Genomic DNA, 16,961 nt, shown 5'->3' with positions numbered 1-16,961 from the left:
GCAAATATTTGCAGGGCCCGACGTATTGTTTCCGCCCGTTTGTCGTGGTTTCGTGCAGCAACCCTGCAAGAAGTTGCGACAAGGAGGTCGCGATGCGTCGGGTCGTCGCCGCGCTCGCTGCACTGGTTCTGCTCCCTCTCACACCCGTCCAGGCCGTTGCCCGACCGGAGCAACGCCTGGCCGTCGGGGAGGTGGTGGACATAGCGCCCGGTGTGCGCGCCGGTGACTCGAGACTCGCCTTGCCGCCCAAACGGGACGACCTGCGGGGTGAGCGCTTCTACTTCGTGATGCCGGACCGGTTCGCGAACGGCGACCCCCGCAACGACCGCGGCCGGTCGAACGCCGCCGAGCACGGGTTCAACCCGGCCGACAAGGGCTTCTACCACGGTGGTGACCTCAAGGGTCTGCACCGGAAGCTCGACTACCTCGACGGCATGGGCATCACGGCGATCTGGATGACGCCGATGTTCCTCAACCGCTGGGTGCAGGGCGACTCCGCCGCCTACCACGGCTACTGGACCGTCGACTTCACCAAGCTGGACCCGCACTTCGGCACCACGCAGGAGATGCGCGAGCTCATCCGCGACGCGCACCGGCGGGGCATCAAGGTGTTCTTCGACATCGTCGCGAACCACACCGCGGACGTGATCAAGTACGCCGAGGGCAAGACGTCGTACGTGTCCACGGGCGCGCAGCCGTACCTGGACGCTTCAGGAAAGCCGTTCGACCTCGCCGACTACGCGGGGCAGAAGAACTTCCCGAAGCTCGACGCGGCCAAGTCGTTCCCGTACACGCCGGTGAAGGACGGGCCGACGAAGATCCCGTTCTGGCTCAACGACTCCACGCTCTACCACAACCGCGGCGACTCGACGTTCTCCGGCGAGTCGAGCGAGCAGGGCGACTTCTCCGGGCTCGACGACCTGATGACCGAGCACCCGCGCGTGGTCAACGGCATGAAGGACATCTTCACGAGCTGGATCGACACGCTCGACATCGACGGCTACCGGGTCGACACGGTCAAGCACGTCAACCTGGAGTTCTGGCAGGCGCTCGCGCCGCACGTGAAGCAGTACGCGAACCGCAAGGGCAAAAAGGACTTCTTCGTGTTCGGCGAGGTCTTCGACTCCTCGCCGGAGAACACCTCGAAGTACACCACCGACGGCAAGATGCAGGCCACTCTGGACTTCCCGTTCCAGAGCAGCGCGGTGAGCTTCCTGTCCGGCAAGGGTTCCCAGCGGCTCGGTGAGGTGCTGCTCGACGACGACCGCTACACCGACGCCGACTCCAACGCCTCGTCGCTGCCGACGTTCCTCGGCAACCACGACATGGGCCGGGTCGCGTGGATGATCCGCAACGACAAGCCCGGCATCACCGACGCCGAGCTGCTGGAGCGGCTCAAGCTCGGCAACCAGCTGATGTACCTGTGGCGTGGCAACCCGGTCGTCTACTACGGCGACGAGCAGGGCTTCGCGGGCACGGGTGGCGACAAGCTGGCGCGCCAGGACATGTTCGCCTCGAAGACGCCCGAGTACATGGTGGAGAAGCTGATCGGGTCCGACCGCACCGGCGCGGTCGACAACTACAACACCGCGCACCCGCTCTACCAGCAGCTCAAGGCCCTTGCGGCACAGGTGGACCGCGATCCCGTGTGGCGTGATGGCAACCAGGTGCTGCGTTATGCCGAAGGTGACGTGTTCGCGTTCAGCCGCATTCTCGGCCGTGAGCACCTCGTCGTCGCGAACGCCGGTACCGCGCCTGCCACGGTGACGGTCCCGGTGTCCTCTACCGGCTTCGAGAACGCTGTCGTGCAGAACGGTCGCGTCACGGTGACCGTGCCGGCGCTGTCGGCATTGGTGCTCAAGGGAACCAGCGACGTGGCCAAGGTGAAGCCGGCGCCGACACTGGTGGCCCCGGCCGCCGGAACCGTGCTGGACGAGCGGGTCGAGCTGCGCGCGGACGGCATCGGCGCGCCCAACGCGGCGGCCACGTTCGCCGCACGGGTCGAGGGAACGTCCGACTGGACCGTGCTGGGCACCGACGACGCGGCGCCGTACCGGGTGTTCGCGGACCTGTCGGCAGTTCCGGGAGCGGCGGTCGGCAAGCGGGTCGAGCTGCGTGTGGTGGCGAAGTCGGGTGAGATCGGCGCGGACGGCGCGTTCGTGTCGCTCGTGGCCGCACCGCCGGTCCCGGACCCCGGCACGAAGAACCCGGACTGGCTGGTCGTGCACTACGCCCGCGACAACCACGACGGCTGGGGACTGCACGTCTGGGGCGATGTCGAGACGCCGACCGAGTGGACCGCGCCGCTGCCGTTCGCCGGTGAGAACGTCTACGGGCGGTTCGCGTGGGTGAAGCTGAAGCCGGGTGCGAAGTCCGTGGGGATCATCGCGCACAAGGGCGACGAGAAGGACACGTCCGTCGACCGGATCGTCGACCCGAGCGTGACGCCCGAGGTGTGGCTCAAGCAGGGCGACCCGGCGGTGCACCCGTCCGAGCAGGCGGCCACCGGCAAGGCGGTCGTGCACCACGTCGGCGACGCGACGGGTGCCGTGGTGCGCGTGGCCGGCCGTGCGGACGTGCCGTTCTCCGGCGGGATCGCGGAACTGCCGCCGACCACGGACTTCTCGGTGGTGCGCGGGACGACGGTGGAGGCGACCGGCAAGTTCACGAGCGCCCACGCGTGGGTGGCGAACGGCAAGGTGCACGCATCGCTCGCCGCCGCCGAGAACCGGGCGATGATCCACTACCACCGGCCGGACGGCGACTACACCGACTGGACGATGTACCACTGGACGGGGTCCGCGGAGCCGTCGCCGGGCTGGAACCAGTCACGGGTGCCGGACGGGCGTGATGCGTTCGGCGTGTACTGGTCGGTGCCGCTCGCCGCAGGTGCCGCGGGGCTGAGCTACATCCTCCACCGCGGTGACGCGAAGGACCCCGGCCCCGACCAGTTCCTCGACCTGGGCCAGAAGGGGAACGAGGTGTGGCAGTTGCAGGGGAACGAGACCTACCTGCTGCCGCCGAACGCCGGTCCGGCCGCCGATGACGACCTGACCAAGGCCAAGGCGATCTGGATCTCGCGCGACAAGGTCGTGTGGGACGTGCCGGCCGTGCAGTCCGACGGCTACCGGCTGGAGCACGGCTCGCGGGTGCTGCGGCTCTCGCCGACCACCGAGGAGGTGCCGGCGCAGTTCCCGCACCTGAAGGGGAAGCCGGTGTTCGCGGTGCGCGGGTTCGTCGACGAGGCGTTGCGGGACAAGCTGTCCGCGGTGCACGTCGACGCGGGTGGCGCGATCCGGCACCGGACGAGCGTGCAGATCGCGGGCGTGCTCGACGACCGTTATGCCGCCGCTGCGACGAAGCTGACGTTCGGGCCGACGTTCGACCGCGACCGCGCGTCGGTCCGGTTGTGGGCGCCGACCGCTCGGAACGTGAAGCTGCGGCTGTTCGACGAGCCGTCCGGTGAGCCGGTGCGGACCGTGCAGCTCAAGCGCGACGACGCCTCGGGCGCGTGGTCCGGTTCCGGTGACTGGAAGAACAAGTACTACCAGTTCGAGGTCACCAACTGGCAGCGCACGGTCGTGGTCACCGACCCGTACTCCGTGGCGTTGTGGGTCAACTCGACACATTCGCAGTTCGCGGACCTGAAGGACGCGCGGACGCAGCCGCAGGGCTGGTCCCGTGATGTCGCTCGCGGAATGGGCGGCGCGATCACCGAGCTGCACGTGCGCGACTTCTCGATCGGCGACGAGTCCGTCCCCGCCGCCGACCGCGGTACGTACAAGGCGTTCACGCACCGCGACTCGGTGGGCATGAAGCACCTGAAGACGCTGGCCGCGGCGGGCATGGACACCGTGCACCTGCTGCCGACGTTCGACATCGCGACGATCCCCGAGAAGCGCTCGGACCAGGCCACGCCCGCGTGTGACCTGCCGTCGCTGCCCGCGGACTCGGACCAGCAGCAGGCCTGCGTCGGCGCGGTGGCCGCTCGTGACGGCTTCAACTGGGGCTACGACCCGTTCCACTACGACGTTCCCGAAGGCTCTTACGCCACCACGGACGCGCAGAACGGGTGGGCTCGGTCGAAGCAGTACCGTGAGATGGTGAAGTCGTTGCACGACAACGGCAACCGCGTGGTGGTGGACGTCGTCTACAACCACACGGCGGCGTTCGGCGACGCACCCACCTCGGTGCTCGACAAGGTCGTGCCCGGCTACTACCAGCGGCTCAACCTCGACGGATCGGTCGCCAACTCCACGTGCTGCGCGAACACGGCGACCGAGAACGCCATGATGGGCAAGCTCGTCGTGGACTCGGTGGTGCGCTGGGCTCGCACGTACAAGGTCGACGGGTTCCGGTTCGACCTGATGGGCCACCACCCGAAGGCGAACATCCTGGCCGTGCGCGCGGCTCTGGACGCGTTGACGGTGGAGCGCGACGGCGTGGACGGGCGCAAGATCGGCGTCTACGGCGAGGGCTGGGACTTCGGCGAGGTCGCGGGCAACGCGCGGTTCGAGCAGGCGACCCAGGCGAACATGGCCGGCACGGGCATCGGCACGTTCAGCGACCGGTTGCGTGACGCCGTGCGCGGTGGCGGGCCGTTCGACGACGACCCGCGCGTGCAGGGCATCGGCTCCGGTCTGGCCGGTGACGTGAACTCCTCGCCGGCCAACGGAGACGTGGCCGCGCGGCTGGAGAACTACAGCGACCTGGTGAAGCTGGGCATGGCCGGCAACATGGCGTCTTACCGCTTCCAGTCCACGGCCGGTCCGGTCGTGTCCGGTCGTGACGTGAAGTACAACGGCGCTGCTGCTGGGTACACCGGACAGCCGTTGGAGGCCATCACGTACGTGGACGCGCACGACAACGAGGCGTTGTTCGACGCGTTGATGTACAAGCTCAAGCCCGAGACGTCCATGGCGGACCGGGTGAAGATGCAGACGGTGTCGCTGGCGCCGGCGTTGCTGGGGCAGGGGCGGCCGTTCGTGCACGCGGGCACCGAGTTCCTGCGCTCGAAGTCGTTGGACCGCAACAGCTACGACTCGGGTGACTGGTTCAACCGGTACGACCCGTCGTTGCGCGACAACGGGTTCGGCCGCGGGTTGCCGCCCAAGGCGGACAACGAGGCGAAGTGGCCCTACGCGAAGCCGTTGCTGTCGCTGCCGAAGCCGGCGTCCGCGGACATGAAGGCCTCGCTGGACGCGACGCTGGAGCTGCTGCGGATCCGGCAGACGTCACCGCTGTTCTCGCTCGGCTCGGCCGATCTGGTGCAGCAGAAGGTGTCGTTCCCGGCCGCTCGTTCCGGGGTCGTCGTCATGCACGTCGACGACACCGTCGGTCCGGACGTGGACCCGGCGCGACGCGGCCTGCTCGTGGTCATCAACCCGTACCCGACCGACGAGTCCATTGCGCTGCCGCCGGGCGACTGGAAGCCGGTGACCAGCGAGAAGAAGGTGGGCGCGGCGCGTTCGGTCGTGGTGCTCGAACGGTAGTACCGCAGAAAAATAGTTGAAGTTTAGATGGTTTGGTACCTTCGAGTCATGGGCACGAAGGGGTGTACCGACCTGATGATGCTGCTGCACCGGTCAGGTCACGCACTGGAGACCGAACTGACGGCGAGGCTCGCGGAGATCGGACTGACTCCGCGAGCCCGTTGCGTGCTGGCCGGTGCGCTGGACGTGGAACGCACGCAGACCGAGATCGCTGAGTTGATCAGCATCGACAAGACGACCATGGTCGTGACGATGGACGCGCTCGAGTCGGCCGGGTACGCCGAGCGCACGCCGTCGCTGACGGACCGCCGGGCCCGCGTCGTCGTGGTGACCGAGCTGGGCCGGGAGATCGCCGCCAAGGCCGACGACCTGTACGAGGAGGTCGTGGAGAGCGTGCTGGGCTCGCTGCCGGAAAACGAGCGAGAAGGCCTGGTCAGTGGCCTGACGAGGTTGGTGGAGGGTCGCCTGAGCACCGTCGTGGCCTGTGAGAAGCCGCCCCGCAAGCGTGCGCTGCGTCATGCCATTGGCTAACAAATAGTCCCGTACAAAACTATCTGCTACGGTTCCTCTCATGACTTCAGGGGGACCTAAGACGGACTCGCGCTGGCTCGCGCTGATCGTGCTGTGCGCGGGGATGTTGATGATCGTGCTGGACCAGACGATCGTGAACGTGGCACTGCCGGCGATCGACGAAGACCTCAAGTTCGGCCAGGCGGGCCTCGCCTGGGTGGTGAACGCGTACCTGATCGCCTACGGCGGTCTGCTCCTGCTCGCCGGTCGCCTCGGCGACCTGATCGGGCACAAGAAGGTGTTCCTGATCGGCCTCGGCGTCTTCACCGTCGCCTCGCTGCTGTGCGGGCTGGCGATCAACGCCGAGATGCTGATCGTGTCGCGGTTCATCCAGGGCGCGGGCGGTGCGCTCGCCACCTCCGTGACCCTCGGCATGGTCGTCACGATGTTCCCGAAGCCCGATGAGCAGAGGCGCGCTATCGGCGTGTTCAGCTTCGTCGCAGCGGCGGGCGCGTCCCTCGGCCTGTTGCTCGGTGGGGTGCTCACGGACGCCATGTCGTGGCACTGGATCTTCTTCGTGAACATCCCGATCGGCATCGTGGCGGCCATCGCCGCCGTGCGCCTGGTGCCCGACTCGGTCGGCCTCGGCTTGCGTGAGGGTGCGGACGTCATCGGCGCGTTGCTGATCGTCGCCGCCGTGATGCTCGGCGTGTACACGATCGTCAAGGCCGAGCACTACGGCTTCGGCTCGGTGCACACGTTGGGTCTCGGCGCCGTGGCCCTGGCGTTGTTGGTGGGCTTCGTGGTGCGGCAGCGGACCGCCGCGAAGCCGTTGCTGCCGCTGCGGGTGTTCAAGTCGCGCAACGTGACCGGCGCGAACCTCGTGCAGATCTCGATGGTCGCCGGCATGTTCGGCCTGTTCTTCCTCGGCACCCTCTACATGCAACTCGTGCTGTCCTACACGCCGTTGCAGATCGGCCTGGCCTTCATGCCCGTCGCGGGCGCCATCGCGGTGTTCTCGGTGTCGCTCTCGGCCCGTCTCAACACGCGCTTCGGCGAGCGCAACATGCTGATCGTCGGCCTGCTGTTCATGTTGGCGGGCATGGTGTTCTTCACCCAGGTGCCGGTCGACGGCTCGTACCTGACCGACATCCTCCCCGCCGTCGCCCCGCTCGGCATCGGCCTGGGCCTGTCGTTCCCGGCGCTGATGACGCTGGCGATGTCCGGCGCCTCCCACGACGAGGCGGGCCTGGCCTCCGGCCTGGTCAACACCACCGCCCAGGTCGGCGGCGCACTGGGCCTGGCCGTCCTCGCCACCACGTCCACGTCGTACACCTCGTCGCTGCTGGCCTCGGGCGTGCCGCGGCTGGAAGCGCTCACCTCGGGCTTCCACCTGGCGTTCTGGATCAGCTCGGCACTCGTGGCGGTGGCGCTGGGCCTCGCGGTGTTCGTGCTGCGGCAGGTGGCCGTGTCGCGCGAAGACGCCCAGCCGGTCCTCGTGCACTAGTGGCGTTGGGCCTCCTGGGCGATCTTCATCAATTGCGGTGACGCCCAGGAGGTCGGACGTCTAAGTTGGCGCCGTCGGATCGACGACCGCTATGGGGGATCATCACTGTGGGGAAGATCAACAGACAGTTCATCGGTGCGAGCGCTGTCGCTGTCGCACTGACCGCCCTCGCCGTGCCGCAGGCGCAGGCGCAGGACGTGGAGATCGCCGGCGCTGACCTGAAGACGGCGATCGCCGGCCGGTACGTCGTGGAGTTGAAGGACGGCATCAGGTCGGCCGACTCCGTGGCGGCCAAGGTCGGTGCCGAGGTGACGCACCGCTACACCAAGGCGCTCAACGGTTTCGCCGCCAAGATGTCGGCGGAGGCCGCGAAGAAGCTCGCGGTCGACCCGGCCGTGAAGTCGATCGCGCAGGACCAGGTCTTCAAGAAGACCAGCGAGACGCAGACCCCGGTTCCCAGCTGGGGCCTGGACCGCATCGACCAGCGCTTCACCGCGCCGGACAACACCTACCGGCTGCGCGCCGACACGAGCCAGGTGCACGCGTACGTCATCGACACCGGCATCAAGGTCGACCACCCCGACTTCGGCGGCCGTGCGACCTGGGGCTTCAACTCGATCGACACGGACAACCGCGACTGCGAGGGCCACGGCACGCACGTCGCCGGCACCGTCGGCGGCAAGTCCGTCGGTGTCGCCAAGCAGGTCAAGCTGCACGCGGTCAAGGTGCTGGACTGCGAGGGCAGCGGCACGACCTCCAGCGTCATCGGCGGCATCGACTGGGTCACCGGCAACGCGGTGAAGCCGGCCGTCGCCAACCTGAGCCTCGCCGGCCCCGCCTCGGCCCTGCTCGACGCGGCTCTGCGCAGCTCGATCGCCTCCGGTGTCACCTACGCGGTCGCCTCGGCGAACTTCGACGACGACGCCTGCAACTACTCCCCGGCCCGCGAGCCCGAGGCGATCACGGTCAACGCCTCGACGATCGGCAACAGCCGCGCCTGGTTCTCGAACTGGGGAACCTGCACCGACGTCTTCGCCCCCGGTGAGGACATCGTCTCCGCCGGTCTGGACAACGGCTTCGTCTCGAACAGCGGCACCTCGATGGCGGCGCCCCACGTGGCCGGCGTCTCCGCCCTCTACCTGGCCGTCCACCCGGCCGCGCCGCCGGCCCAGGTCCAGCAGGCGATCAAGGACTCGGCCACCAACGACGCCCTGACCGACGTCGCCGGCTCGCCGAACAAGCTGGTCTACGTCCACGGCGCCGCCGACCGCGACCGCCTGCGCCGCGCCGACTGGCTCGCCCCCAACCAGCGGATCGTCAGCGCCGACAACCAGCACGTCTTCGTCATGCAGACTGACGGCAACCTGGTGATCTACAGCAACGGCGTCGCCAAGTTCTCGACCAGGACCACCGGCACCGGCGTCGTCCGCGCCGTCCTGCAGAGCGACGGCAACTTCGTCCTGTACGACGCCTCCAACCGCCAGCGCTGGGCGACCAACACCGCGGGCACGACCGGCCAGCGGATCGTCATGGAGAACACCGGCCAGGCCGTTCTCTACGACCAGGCGGGCAACAAGCTGTGGACCTCGCACCAGGTCTGATGAGCAGCTAGCTCGACCAAGTCCTCGGAGCGCAGGACCGCGAACCCGCGGTCCTGCGCTCCGCGCGTTCCGAGGTGCCCGGGACGCGACGGCGCCCACGGGTCTCAGCAGCGCCTCTCGCAGTGCGAGCAGTGGCGTTCGCTACCCTGTCCCGACATCCCGTACCTGTTCTCGAGGAGTCACACCGCCGTGTCCGAGCGCACCCTGGTTCTGGTCAAGCCCGATGGCGTCGAGCGTGGTCTGGTCGGCGAGGTGATCGCCCGCATCGAACGCAAGGGCCTCAAGCTCGCCGCCCTGGAGCTCCGCACGGCCGACCGCGCCACCGCCGAGCAGCACTACGCCGAGCACGACGGCAAGCCGTTCTACAAGGACCTCGTCGACTTCATCACCGGTGGTCCGCTGGTGGCGCTCGTCGTCGAGGGCACCCGCGCGATCCCGGCGTTCCGGCAGCTGGCCGGGGGAACGGACCCGGTGGAGAAGGCGACGCCGGGGACGATCCGCGGGGACTTCGGGCTTGAGGTGCAGTACAACCTCGTGCACGGGTCGGACTCGCCGGAGTCGGCGGAGCGCGAGATCAAGATCTGGTTCCCGAACCTCTGAGGGGTTTGGTTCGATTCCGGCGCGTTCTGCCTTTGGCGGGGCGCGCCGGTTGCGTTGTGCCCGCCCTGGGGCGTGCTGAGCCGAACCTGGCGGTTCGGGTGTTCCTGGGGCTCCGCTCCAGACCCCGACACTCCCAAAGAAGCCACCAAACCCCGCCACTCTCAGGTAGATGGCACGCCTGTTCCGTAGAGCGGCTTCCTGTTGCGTAGGTGCTTGCGTTGCGGGACCGCTTGAGTTGGGCGGGTTGGCGTTACGTCTCGCCTGCGGCTCGATCAATAGCGGCTTGCCTTACGTGCGGCGCGGGCTTGAGCCCAGCCCACCCGCGGCCGACCCGTTCAACCGCGTCCCCTCCGGATACCCGAGCGGCAGGTACATCCACACGTCGTCCCACCGGTCCTCCCCGACCGCGATCGCGTTCGGCATCCGCCCGCACTCCCGGAACCCGAGCCCCTCGTAGAGCTCGATCGCCCCGTGGTTGTTCCCCCGGACCCCGAGCATGACGATCTCGAACCCCGCCGCCCGCGCGCTGTCCACGAGACCCTGCACCACCAGCCGCCCCAGCCCGAGCCCACGCGCGGCCGGGTGGGCCATGATCTGCTGGACCTCGCAGCGGTGCTGGAATACGGCGGTGCCCCCGCGACGCCACAACCCGACCGCGCGCACCACACCGTCGACGACAGCGGTCACGAACGCGGCGTCGCCGTCGCGGACCTGCTTCAGCACGCCGTCCAGCCACGCCGAGATCCGGTCGAGCCCAGGCGGTGAGTGGTAGCCGACAGCACCACCGGCCGCCACCACGTCGTGCACCACGGTGTGGATCTCGGCGCGCAGCTGGTCGTCGGCCTCGTGCAGCCAGCGCAGTTCGATCTTCGGCACGAAGTCGATCGTAATTGCGTCGAAAATTGTCAGACCCCTTGGCTAACGTCGGGGTGGTGGAGAACCTCGTCGAGGCCAAGGCGCTGACCAAGCACTTCGGGACGTTCGAGGCCGTGCGCGGCATCGACGTCGAGGTGCGCAGAGGTGAGGCGTTCGGGTTCCTGGGGCCCAACGGTGCCGGGAAGTCCTCGACGATGCGGATGATCTCGTGCGTGTCCGGGCGGACCGGTGGGGATCTGAAGGTCCTCGGGATGGATCCGGGCCAGGACGGGCCGAAGATCAGGGCGCGGCTCGGGGTGGTGCCGCAGCTCGACAACCTGGACACCGAGCTCACCGTCCGGCAGAACCTGCAGATCTACGGCAGGTACTTCGGCATGTCCCGGCAGCGGTGCCGGGAGAAGGCGGATGAGCTGCTGGAGTTCGCGCAGCTCACGGACAGGGCCAACCACGAGGTGGAGCCGTTGTCCGGTGGGATGAAGCGCCGGCTCACGATCGCCAGGTCGCTGGTGAACGACCCGGAGCTGCTGCTGCTCGACGAACCGACGACGGGGCTCGACCCGCAGGCGCGGCACCTGTTGTGGGACAGGCTCTTCCGGCTCAAGCAGGAGGGCGTCACGCTCATCATCACCACCCACTACATGGACGAGGCCGAGCAGCTCTGCGACCGGCTCGTGGTCATGGACGGCGGGCGGATCGCGGCTGAGGGGTCGCCGCAGGACCTCATCAGCCGCTACTCGACGAGAGAGGTGCTGGAGCTGCGGTTCCAGCCGGGCGCGGAGAAACCGGACCTCGACCGGTTCGCGGAGCGCGTCGAGGTGTTGCCGGACCGGTTGCTGCTGTACACGCAGGACGGTGAGGGCACGCTGCAAGCGGTGCACGACAACGGGGTCCAGCCCGTGTCGAGCCTGGTGCGGCGCAGTTCGCTGGAGGACGTGTTCCTGCGGCTCACCGGCAGGACGTTGGTGGACTGATGCAGACGTTGAAGGCCTCCTGGTACGGCTTCGAGAAGCACTGGACGTGGTACCGGCGCAACTGGCGGGCGACGGTCGTGTCGAGCTTCCTCACGCCGGTGCTGTTCCTGCTGGCGCTCGGGTTCGGGTTCGGGTCGCAGGTGCGGTCGACCGAGCTGCTCGGCGGCATGTCGTACCTGCAGTACCTGGCGCCCGCGCTGGTGGTCATCACGGCGTTGCAGGGCGCCACGTTCGAGTCGACATACGCGATCATGTCGGCGTTCATGTGGCAGAAGACCTACATCGGCATGGTGGCCACGCCGATCACGCCCGCGCAGGTGCTGTACGGGCAGGTCATGTGGATCGGGAGCCAGCTGCTGGCGCGGTCGGCGGTGTTCGTCGTCATCGCGGCGGTGCTGGGCGCGGCGGCCGGGCCGGGCATCCTGTGGGCGATCCCGTTCGGGGCGCTGGCGGGGCTGGCGTTCAGCGCGCCGTTGATCGCCTACAGCGCGCGGCTGGAGAAGCCGGACAGCTTCACCACCATCTTCCGGTTCGTGCTGATGCCGATGACGTTGTTCACCGGCGCGTTCTTCCCGGTCAGCCAGCTGCCGGAGTGGTTGCTGCCGGTCGTGTGGCTGACACCCGCGTGGCACGGCATCGAGCTCGCCAGGGGAGCGGCGGCCGGCACGCTGGGTGCTTTACCCGCACTGGGGCACGTCGCCTACCTCGTGGCGCTGTCCGCGGCCGGCCTCGCGCTGGGCGTGAAGTACTTCCGACGCAGGCTGGCGGTGTGAGATGACCCAGACCCTGGATCGCGAACGGGCCGTCCCCGCGAGCGTCGGCCTGCTCTGGCGGGTGATCCCGCCGGGGCTCTACGGCGGCAAGGCGAGCGTGCTCGTCGAACGGGCCGCGGTCGTCAACCGGCGCGCGTGGTTCGTGCTGGTCGGCGGCGCGTTCGAGCCGATGCTGTTCCTGTGGTCGCTGGGCCTCGGTTTCGGCCAGATGGTGTCGGCGGTGACCGGGCCGGACGGGCAGCCCATCAGCTACGCGGCGTTCGTGGCGCCCGCGTTGCTGGCGGCCAGCGCGATGAACGGTGCCGTGTACGACGCGACGTTCAACGTGTTCTTCAAGTTCAAGTACCTGAAGCTCTACGACGCCATGCTGGCCACGCCGATGGGCCCGATGGACATCGCGATCGGCGAGATCGCCTGGGCGCTGCTGCGGGGCGGCCTGTACTCGGCGGGCTTCCTGGCCGTGATGCTCGGCATGGGCCTGATCGTCTCGCCGTGGGCCCTGCTCGCCCTGCCGGTCGCCCTGCTGGTGGCGTTCGCGTTCGCGGCGGTGGGCATGGCGGCGACGACGTTCATGCGCTCCTGGCAGGACTTCGACCTGGTGCAGCTCGCGGTGCTGCCGTTGTTCCTGTTCTCGACGACGTTCTACCCGCTGTCGGTCTACCCCGGCTGGTTGCAGGCGGTGGTGTCCTGGACGCCGCTCTATCACGCGATCGAGCTGATGCGTGGCCTCACGCTGGGCGTCGTGGGCTGGGGCATGCTCGGCCACGTCGCGTACTTCGCGGTGATGGCGGCCGTGGGCACGGTGGTGGCGTCGCGGCGCCTCGGCAAACTGCTGCTGGGCTGAGCACCGGGTTTGCGGCTCCGGCACGCGATTCGGTCGTCAACGTGGGGACGGTTACTCTGGTCGCGTGAGTGTCGAGTCTGTTTTCCCCAGGTTGGAGCCACTGCTGCCGCGGATCTCCAAGCCGGTGCAGTACGTCGGCGGGGAGCTCAACGCGACCGTCAAGGACTGGGACGAGGCGTCCGTGCGGTGGGCGTTGATGTACCCGGACGCGTACGAGGTCGGGCTGCCCAACCAGGGCGTCATGATCCTGTACGAGATCCTCAACGAGCTCCCGGACGTCCTCGCCGAGCGCACCTACGCCGTGTGGCCGGACCTCGAAGCGCTCATGCGTGAGCACGGGGTTCCGCAGTTCACGGTGGACGGGCACCGGCCGGTGAAGGCGTTCGACCTGATGGGCATCAGCTTCGCGACGGAGCTGGGCTACACGAACATGCTCACGGCCTTGGACCTCGCCGGCATCCCGCTGCACGCCGCCGACCGCACCGAGGACGACCCGATCGTGGTCGCCGGTGGGCACGCGGCGTTCAACCCGGAGCCGATCGCGGACTTCGTGGACGCGGCGGTGCTCGGCGACGGTGAAGAGGCCGTCCTCGAGATCACCGAGATCGTCAAGAACTGGAAGGCCGAGGGTCGTCCCGGCGGCCGCGACGAGGTGCTGACCCGCCTGGCCGAGACCGGTGGCGTCTACATCCCGCGGTTCTACGACGTGGAGTACCTGCCCGACGGCCGCATCCAGCGCGTGGTGCCGAACCGCGACCGGGTGCCGTTCCGCGTCTTCAAGCGGACCACGATGGACCTCGACGCGTGGCCGTACCCGAAGCAGCCGCTGGTGCCGCTCGCCGAGAGCGTGCACGAGCGGATGAGCGTCGAGATCTTCCGCGGCTGCACCCGCGGCTGCCGCTTCTGCCAGGCGGGCATGATCACGCGCCCGGTGCGCGAGCGGTCCATCGAGGGCATCGGCGCCATGGTCCAGAAGGGACTGGAGGCGACCGGCTTCGAAGAGGTCGGCCTGCTGTCCCTGTCCAGCGCGGACCACAGCGAGATCGCCGAGATCACCAAGGGCCTCGCCGACCGCTACGAGGGCACCAACACGGGCCTGAGCCTGCCCAGCACGCGCGTCGACGCGTTCAACATCGACCTCGCGAACGAGCTGTCCCGCAACGGAAGGCGCTCGGGCCTCACCTTCGCGCCCGAGGGCGGCAGCGAGCGGATGCGGCGCGTCATCAACAAGATGGTGTCCGAGGAGGACCTCATCAGGACGGTGTCGGCGGCGTTCTCCAACGGCTGGCGGCAGGTGAAGCTGTACTTCATGTGCGGCCTGCCCACCGAGGAGGACGAAGACGTCCTGCAGATCGCCGAGATGGCCAAGAACGTCATCCGCGCCGGCCGGCAGGCCAGCGGCCGCAACGACGTCCGCTGCACCATCTCGATCGGCGGTTTCGTGCCCAAGCCGCACACGCCGTTCCAGTGGGCCCCGCAGTGCGACCCGGACGTGGTCGACGACAGGCTCCGCAAGCTCCGCGAGGCCGTCAACGCCGACCGCAGCCTCGGCCGCAACATCGGCATGCGCTACCACGACGGCAAGCCCAGCCTCATCGAAGGCCTGCTCAGTCGCGGTGACCGCCGCATTGGCAAGGTCATCGAGGCCGTGTGGCGCGACGGCGGCCGGTTCGACGGCTGGAGCGAGCACTTCAGCTACGAGCGCTGGACGCAGAAGGCCGCCGAACAGCTCGAACCGCTCGGCGTCGACCTCGCCTGGTTCACCACCCGCGAGCGCGAGGAGCTGGAGGTCCTGCCCTGGGACCACCTCGACTCGGGCCTCGACAAGGAATGGCTCTGGGCCGACTGGCAGGACGCGCTCGACGAGCGCGAGCAGGACGACTGCCGCTGGACCCCGTGCTTCGACTGCGGCGTGTGCCCGGCCATGGGCACCGACATCGAGGTGGGCCCGACGGGCCGCAAGCTGCTGCCGATCACCCCGGTCGGCATCGGCTCGCCGGTGAAGAACCCCGCGCTCACCCCGTGAGTGACGCCCAGCAGCTCGACGAGGTCATCGCCCTCCTCCAGACCGGACCAGGTGTGGAGGAGGGCCTCGTCATCGAGGTCGCGTTCGACCAGTGGGACCCGGACGACCACCCCGACCTGGATTACGACGACCTCGAAGAGCTGGCCAAACCCCGGATCGACGAGCTGCGCGATGCGTTCGTGCAGCGGGCCGACGACCGGTGGCGGTCAGCCGAGGTGCCGCAGGACGAGGACTTCCCGTTCGGCTACCACCACGGCTGGCGGCGAGGGTCGCTGGCCGTGGCGATCGGAGCGGTCGTGCACGACAACGGTCTGCCGCTGATGGTGCTGCTCAGGGCCCAAGACGTCACTTCGTGACGGCGGCGAGCGCGTCCACCAGCCCGTGCCCGTAGAACGAGTTGTACTCCGAGTACCCGGTGCAGAACGCGTCCTGCACCCCCGTCCCGTACAGGTCGTAGTCCTCCGGGCACGCCAACGTCGTCGCCTGCGCGTTCAACATCCGCCCCAGCTGCGGCGCGTCGGCCTCCGGGTGGGTCGACGCGATCAACGCCGCCACCCCGGCCGCGTGCGGTGTCGCCATCGACGTGCCGCACGAGCTGTCATAGCCCGACGGCACCGTCGACAGCACACACCCGCCAGGCGCGCGTGAGTCGCCGCCCGGCGCCGTCACGTCGATCGCGCCCAGGCCGTACGAGCTGTAGGAGGACTTCGTCTTGGTCGCGTCGACCGCCGACACGCCGACGACGTTCTTCAGTTGAACGGGCAGCACCACACACGACGGGTCCACGGGCCGTGTCTGCGCATCACCGTTCGTCGGCGACAACGAGTCACGGCCGGGACGAGAGAGATCTGCAGCGTTGTTGCCCGCGGCGGCCACGTTCAAAACGTTGCGTGAGGCGGCGTAGTCGACGGCGCGGCGCACGGCCTCGTAGATGACCCGCTGGCCCGGCGCGCTCTGGCACGTGAACAGGTACGGGTCGATGAAGTAGCTGTTGTTCGTCACCGTCATGCCCTGTGAGGCGGCCCACATGAAGCCGCACACCGCGTACTCCGGGTAGATGAACCCGTCGTCGTCGACGACCTTCACGGACGCGATGCGCACACCCGGCGCCACGCCCGTGATGCCGCGACCGTCGTCGGCCGCCGCGATGGTGCCCGCGACGTGCGTGCCGTGCGCGGACGTCGTCGGTGCCCAGGCGGCGGGGGACTGGTCGGGCTTGCCGGTCAGGCAGCCCGCGGACAGCTCCGGTGCCAGCGCGGACGCCAGCTCCGGGTGCCGGGCGACGCCCGAGTCCAGCACGCCGACCACCACGGACTTCGACCCGGTCGAGACCGAGTGCGCCGCCGGGGCGTTGATGAGATCCATGTCCCACTGCTCGCCGGACCGCACCCCGGCGGGCCTCAGCAGCTCGGTGTCGTCTTTCTTACGTTTGACCGCGCGTTTGGACGCGCCCTCGGCCTGGGCGCTGTAGGCGCGCTGCGGGCCGATCAGGCGCAGGAACGACGGGTCCGGCGACGTGGCCACAGCGACCGCGATCTCCGGGTAGTAGACGGTGGTGGTGCCACACGACCCGGTGATCTCCGCGTCGGCTGTCGCAGCCGTCGTGGCCTGCGGGAACACCACCAGGTAGCGCAGCAGCGGACCCGGCTGGGTGCAGCCGGGAAGCGTCGGCTCGGCAACAGCGGGCGTGGACGCCACCAGGCCGGCTGCGAGCAGCGCGGTGGTCACCGCAGCCGCCCGTGCGCGGTGGAGCAGAGGCAC

The 16,961-nt window shown here is 68.8% G+C and carries 12 protein-coding genes; 10 read left to right on the top strand and 2 right to left on the bottom strand.

All coding sequences use genetic code 11. The features are described 5' to 3' along the window. The first annotated feature begins 92 nt into the window (after nt 1-92). The 5 genes from pulA (at nt 93) to ndk (ending at nt 9,710) form a co-directional block, all read left to right on the top strand. Nucleotides 93-5,492, top strand: coding sequence for a pullulanase-type alpha-1,6-glucosidase (gene pulA, locus BBK82_RS04525; RefSeq protein WP_065913865.1), 5,400 nt, complete (start codon nt 93-95; stop codon nt 5,490-5,492). Between the two features lie 48 nt (nt 5,493-5,540). Further along, nucleotides 5,541-6,023, top strand: coding sequence for a MarR family winged helix-turn-helix transcriptional regulator (locus tag BBK82_RS04520; protein ID WP_065913864.1), 483 nt, complete (start codon nt 5,541-5,543; stop codon nt 6,021-6,023). Between the two features lie 40 nt (nt 6,024-6,063). After that, on the top strand, nt 6,064-7,509 hold the full coding sequence (locus tag BBK82_RS04515; protein ID WP_065913863.1) for a DHA2 family efflux MFS transporter permease subunit: 1,446 nt from the start codon (nt 6,064-6,066) through the stop codon (nt 7,507-7,509). A gap of 107 nt (nt 7,510-7,616) precedes the next feature. Further along, the gene (locus BBK82_RS04510; RefSeq protein WP_065913862.1) at nt 7,617-9,110 is read left to right on the top strand and encodes a S8 family serine peptidase; all 1,494 of its coding nucleotides are present in this window, start codon (nt 7,617-7,619) and stop codon (nt 9,108-9,110) included. Between the two features lie 189 nt (nt 9,111-9,299). Next, nucleotides 9,300-9,710: a nucleoside-diphosphate kinase gene (gene ndk / locus BBK82_RS04505; RefSeq protein ID WP_065913861.1), complete on the top strand. Its 411-nt coding sequence runs from the start codon at nt 9,300-9,302 to the stop codon at nt 9,708-9,710. 288 nt (nt 9,711-9,998) lie between these two features. On the opposite strand, the gene BBK82_RS04500 is transcribed toward ndk, so the two are convergent. Next, the gene (locus BBK82_RS04500) at nt 9,999-10,586 is read right to left on the bottom strand and encodes a GNAT family N-acetyltransferase (RefSeq protein WP_065913860.1); all 588 of its coding nucleotides are present in this window, start codon (nt 10,584-10,586) and stop codon (nt 9,999-10,001) included. Nucleotides 10,587-10,639: 53 nt separating this feature from the next. Here BBK82_RS04500 and BBK82_RS04495 point away from each other — a divergent pair, with 53 nt between their 5' ends. From BBK82_RS04495 to BBK82_RS04475, 5 genes are all read left to right on the top strand, one after another. Then, the gene (locus tag BBK82_RS04495) at nt 10,640-11,557 is read left to right on the top strand and encodes an ABC transporter ATP-binding protein (RefSeq protein ID WP_179953804.1); all 918 of its coding nucleotides are present in this window, start codon (nt 10,640-10,642) and stop codon (nt 11,555-11,557) included. Further along, the gene (locus BBK82_RS04490; RefSeq protein ID WP_065913858.1) at nt 11,557-12,330 is read left to right on the top strand and encodes an ABC transporter permease; all 774 of its coding nucleotides are present in this window, start codon (nt 11,557-11,559) and stop codon (nt 12,328-12,330) included. The genes BBK82_RS04495 and BBK82_RS04490 overlap by 1 nt, the downstream gene beginning before the upstream one ends. A 1-nt stretch (nt 12,331) precedes the next feature. After that, nucleotides 12,332-13,174: an ABC transporter permease gene (locus BBK82_RS04485; protein ID WP_065913857.1), complete on the top strand. Its 843-nt coding sequence runs from the start codon at nt 12,332-12,334 to the stop codon at nt 13,172-13,174. A 64-nt stretch (nt 13,175-13,238) separates the two neighbouring features. Beyond that, nucleotides 13,239-15,200 (top strand): TIGR03960 family B12-binding radical SAM protein, encoded by a 1,962-nt coding sequence (locus BBK82_RS04480; RefSeq protein ID WP_065913856.1) that lies wholly within the window; start codon nt 13,239-13,241, stop codon nt 15,198-15,200. Continuing rightward, a complete protein-coding gene (locus tag BBK82_RS04475; RefSeq protein ID WP_065913855.1) occupies nt 15,197-15,556 on the top strand; it encodes a hypothetical protein in 360 nt (119 codons plus the stop codon). The genes BBK82_RS04480 and BBK82_RS04475 overlap by 4 nt, the downstream gene beginning before the upstream one ends. Here BBK82_RS04475 and BBK82_RS04470 read toward each other — a convergent pair. Continuing rightward, nucleotides 15,546-16,961: a S8 family peptidase gene (locus tag BBK82_RS04470; protein WP_065913854.1), complete on the bottom strand. Its 1,416-nt coding sequence runs from the start codon at nt 16,959-16,961 to the stop codon at nt 15,546-15,548. The genes BBK82_RS04475 and BBK82_RS04470 overlap by 11 nt on opposite strands.

The sequence above is a fragment of the Lentzea guizhouensis genome, from assembly GCF_001701025.1.
Classification (GTDB): Bacteria; Actinomycetota; Actinomycetes; order Mycobacteriales; family Pseudonocardiaceae; genus Lentzea; species Lentzea guizhouensis.
The sequence above is the reverse complement of the archived record's forward strand: the minus strand, read 5'-3'. Positions and strand labels throughout refer to the sequence as shown.